Source organism: Mogibacterium sp. CM50 (genome assembly GCF_000293155.1).
Lineage (GTDB): Bacteria > Bacillota > Clostridia > Peptostreptococcales > Anaerovoracaceae > Mogibacterium > Mogibacterium timidum.
The window spans coordinates 1-2,846 of sequence record NZ_ALNL01000002.1 but is presented as its reverse complement, the minus strand read 5'-3'; the positions used below and the strand labels follow the sequence as shown (position 1 = coordinate 2,846).

At 43.1% G+C, this 2,846-nt stretch carries 5 protein-coding genes; all 5 read left to right on the top strand.

Annotated features, from left to right (window positions below):
• On the top strand, positions 1–131 hold a 131-nt coding region (locus tag HMPREF1152_RS09150; protein WP_009643079.1), incomplete at its 5' end, for a Maff2 family mobile element protein.
• 11 nt (positions 132–142) lie between these two features.
• Entirely contained in the window at positions 143–1,012 is an 870-nt protein-coding gene (locus tag HMPREF1152_RS00040; RefSeq protein ID WP_009643076.1) for a VirB6/TrbL-like conjugal transfer protein, CD1112 family, read from the top strand.
• 18 nt (positions 1,013–1,030) lie between these two features.
• Positions 1,031–1,576: an MT-A70 family methyltransferase gene (locus HMPREF1152_RS00035; RefSeq protein WP_083844283.1), complete on the top strand. Its 546-nt coding sequence runs from the start codon at positions 1,031–1,033 to the stop codon at positions 1,574–1,576.
• 16 nt (positions 1,577–1,592) lie between these two features.
• Entirely contained in the window at positions 1,593–1,988 is a 396-nt protein-coding gene (locus HMPREF1152_RS00030; RefSeq protein ID WP_009643081.1) for a PrgI family protein, read from the top strand.
• Complete coding sequence (locus HMPREF1152_RS00025; RefSeq protein WP_009643077.1) at positions 1,945–2,706, top strand: hypothetical protein; 762 nt, start codon at positions 1,945–1,947, stop codon at positions 2,704–2,706. Before HMPREF1152_RS00030 ends, HMPREF1152_RS00025 begins: the two co-directional genes overlap by 44 nt.
• Positions 2,707–2,846 lie beyond the last annotated feature (140 nt).

Sequence of the window (2,846 nt, the reverse complement as noted above, 5' to 3'; positions counted from 1 at the left end):
AGATAACATCAAAGGATTACCTATCACTATCCGGTGCAAAAAGTCAAGGAATTAAGCAACTTATGGCGGGCGGAGGCGTTGCCCTGATCGGTACAACCCTTGTTCCGCTTCTTCGCGGACTTTTCGGTTAAGGAGGTAGAAGGTGCAGAGCATACTTGATGCAATCAATGAATGGATCAAAGATATTTTAATCGGATCCATTCAGGGAAATCTTGAAGCTCTGCTTGGCGATGTCAACGAAAAGGTAGGAACCATAGCAGCAGAGGTAGGCAAGACCCCTCAGGGCTGGAACGGCAGTGTATTTTCCATGATAAAAACCTTGTCGGAAAATGTGATCGTCCCTATTGCGGGGCTTGTCATTACCTATGTTCTTTGCTACGAGCTTATCAGCATGATTATTGATAAAAATAACCTGCACGAGCTGGACACCTTTATGTTCTTTAAGTGGTTTTTCAAGGCGTGGGTAGCGGTATTTATCGTTACCCATACCTTTGATATTACTATGGCGGTATTTGATGTGGCGCAGCACGTCGTATCAGGTGCCGCCGGTGTAATCAGTTCGGACACCAGCATGGATATTTCTTCAACCATAAGCTCTATGGGAGATAAATTAAAGGATATGGAGATACCGGAGCTTCTGCTCCTTTCCATAGAAACGGGACTTATAAGCCTTTCCATGAAGATTATGTCCATTTTTATTACCGTTGTCATCTACGGCAGAATGATAGAGATCTATTTAGTCTGCTCCGTTGCCCCGATTCCTTTTGCCACTATGACAAACAGAGAATGGGGATCGATCGGAAACAACTACTTAAAAAGCTTATTCGCACTTGGCTTTCAGGGATTTTTAATCATGGTATGCGTCGGAATCTATGCCGTCTTGGTAAAGGGCATGACCCTATCGGATAACCTGCATACCGCGATATTTTCTCTTGCGGCATATACCGTGCTGCTTTGCTTTATGCTCTTAAAATCAAGTGCCATTTCAAAATCAATTTTCGGGGCACATTAGCCCTAATGTAAAGGAGGGATCAGAACAATCAGTAAAAAATATAATATTATCTATGCCGATCCGCCGTGGAAGTACGAACGAAGCAAGGTACAAGGTGCGGCGGAAAATCACTACAAAACCATGAGCATAGAAAAGCTTTGTGCACTTCCTGTTTCTAAAATCGCAGAAAAGGACTGCGCACTTTTTTTATGGGCGACTTTCCCGCAGCTGAAAGAAGCCCTGCAGCTAATCAAAGCATGGGGCTTTCAGTATAAGACGGTTGCTTTCGTATGGCTAAAAACAAATAAAAAAGCGAAAACATGGTTTTACGGGCTTGGCTTTTGGACAAGAGGAAATGCGGAAATCTGCCTTCTTGCAACAAAAGGTCATCCCAAAAGGCAGGCGAAAAATGTTCATCAGCTTATCGTAAGCCCCATTGAAGCACACAGCAAAAAGCCGGAGAAAGCAAGAGAAAAGATCACAGCCCTTATGGGAGATCTTCCTAAAATAGAGCTTTTTGCAAGAAAAGAAAGTCCCGGCTGGGATGTATGGGGAAACGAAGTAAAAAGCAGTATTACGCTTTAACGGAAAGGAGGTTTTTATGGCATATGTACCCGTACCAAAGGACTTAACAAAGGTCAAAACAAAGGTTGCCTTTAATCTTACAAAAAGGCAGATCATTTGCTTTACGGCAGCCTTAATCGCAGGGCTGCCTGTTTTCTTTCTCCTAAAGGGAAGCGCAGGAACAAGCCTTGCGACATTTTTCATGATTTTAGTGATGCTTCCCTTTTTTCTCTTTGCCATGTACGAAAAGCACGGACAGCCCCTTGAGGTCGTCCTAAAGCATATCGTGCAGACAAAGTTTATCAGAAAGAAAGAGCGTCCCTACAGGACGAGAAATTATTATGCCCTGCTCATAAGGCAGCGAGAACTTGAAAAGGAGGTATTTCATATTGTTAAAGGACAAAACAAAGGAAAAAAACAGCGTCAAAAATAAAAGAAAGCTGACAAGAAGTGAGAAAAAGCAGATTGCGGAGCTTATCCGAAAAGCAAAGCCGGATAAAAAGGCTTCTTCCTCGCAGGAGAGCATCCCCTACCTTTCCATGCATCCGGACGGGATATGTAAGGTATCAGAAAACAGATACAGCAAGTGCATTTATTTTTCCGACATCAATTATCAGCTTGCAGGTGCGGATGATAAAACCGCTATCTTTGAAAACTGGTGCGATTTTCTGAACTATTTTGATTCTTCTGTGGATGTGCAGCTTTCCTTTATCAATCAGGGAAGCCGCGGAGAAGCAAAGACCGCAATTGAAATTCCGGTGCGTGATGATGGCTTTGAGTCCATAAGAAGCGAGTATCAGACAATGCTTTCTGCTCAGCTTTCCAAAGGAAACAACGGTCTTGTAAAGCTGAAATTCGTAACATTCAGTGTGGAAGCGGAAAATATGAGTGCGGCAAAGGCAAGGCTTAATCGTATTGAAACGGATATGCTGAACAATTTTAAGGTGCTTGGTGTAAGTGCTCATTCTATGAGCGGCTATGAAAGGTTGAAAACCCTGCACGGTATTTTTCATCCGGAGGGAGAGCCTTTTTTCTTTTCTTGGGACTATCTTGTTCCGTCGGGATTATCGACAAAGGATTTTATCGCACCGTCCTCTTTTTACTTCGGAGAAGGCAGAACTTTCGTATGGGTAGTAAGCTTGGTGCGGTGAGCTTTCTTGAAATCTTGGCGCCGGAATTAAACGATCGCATTTTGTCCGACCTTTTGGATTTGGAAACGGGAATGATTGTAAACCTGCATATCAAAAGCATCGATCAGGCGGAGGCAATTAAGACGATTAAAAGAAAAATC

Excerpts from the sequence above, each read along its gene's own strand:
- HMPREF1152_RS00030 (WP_009643081.1), top strand. The coding sequence starts at position 1,593 with ATGGCATATGTACCCGTACCAAAGGACTTAACAAAGGTCAAAACAAAG.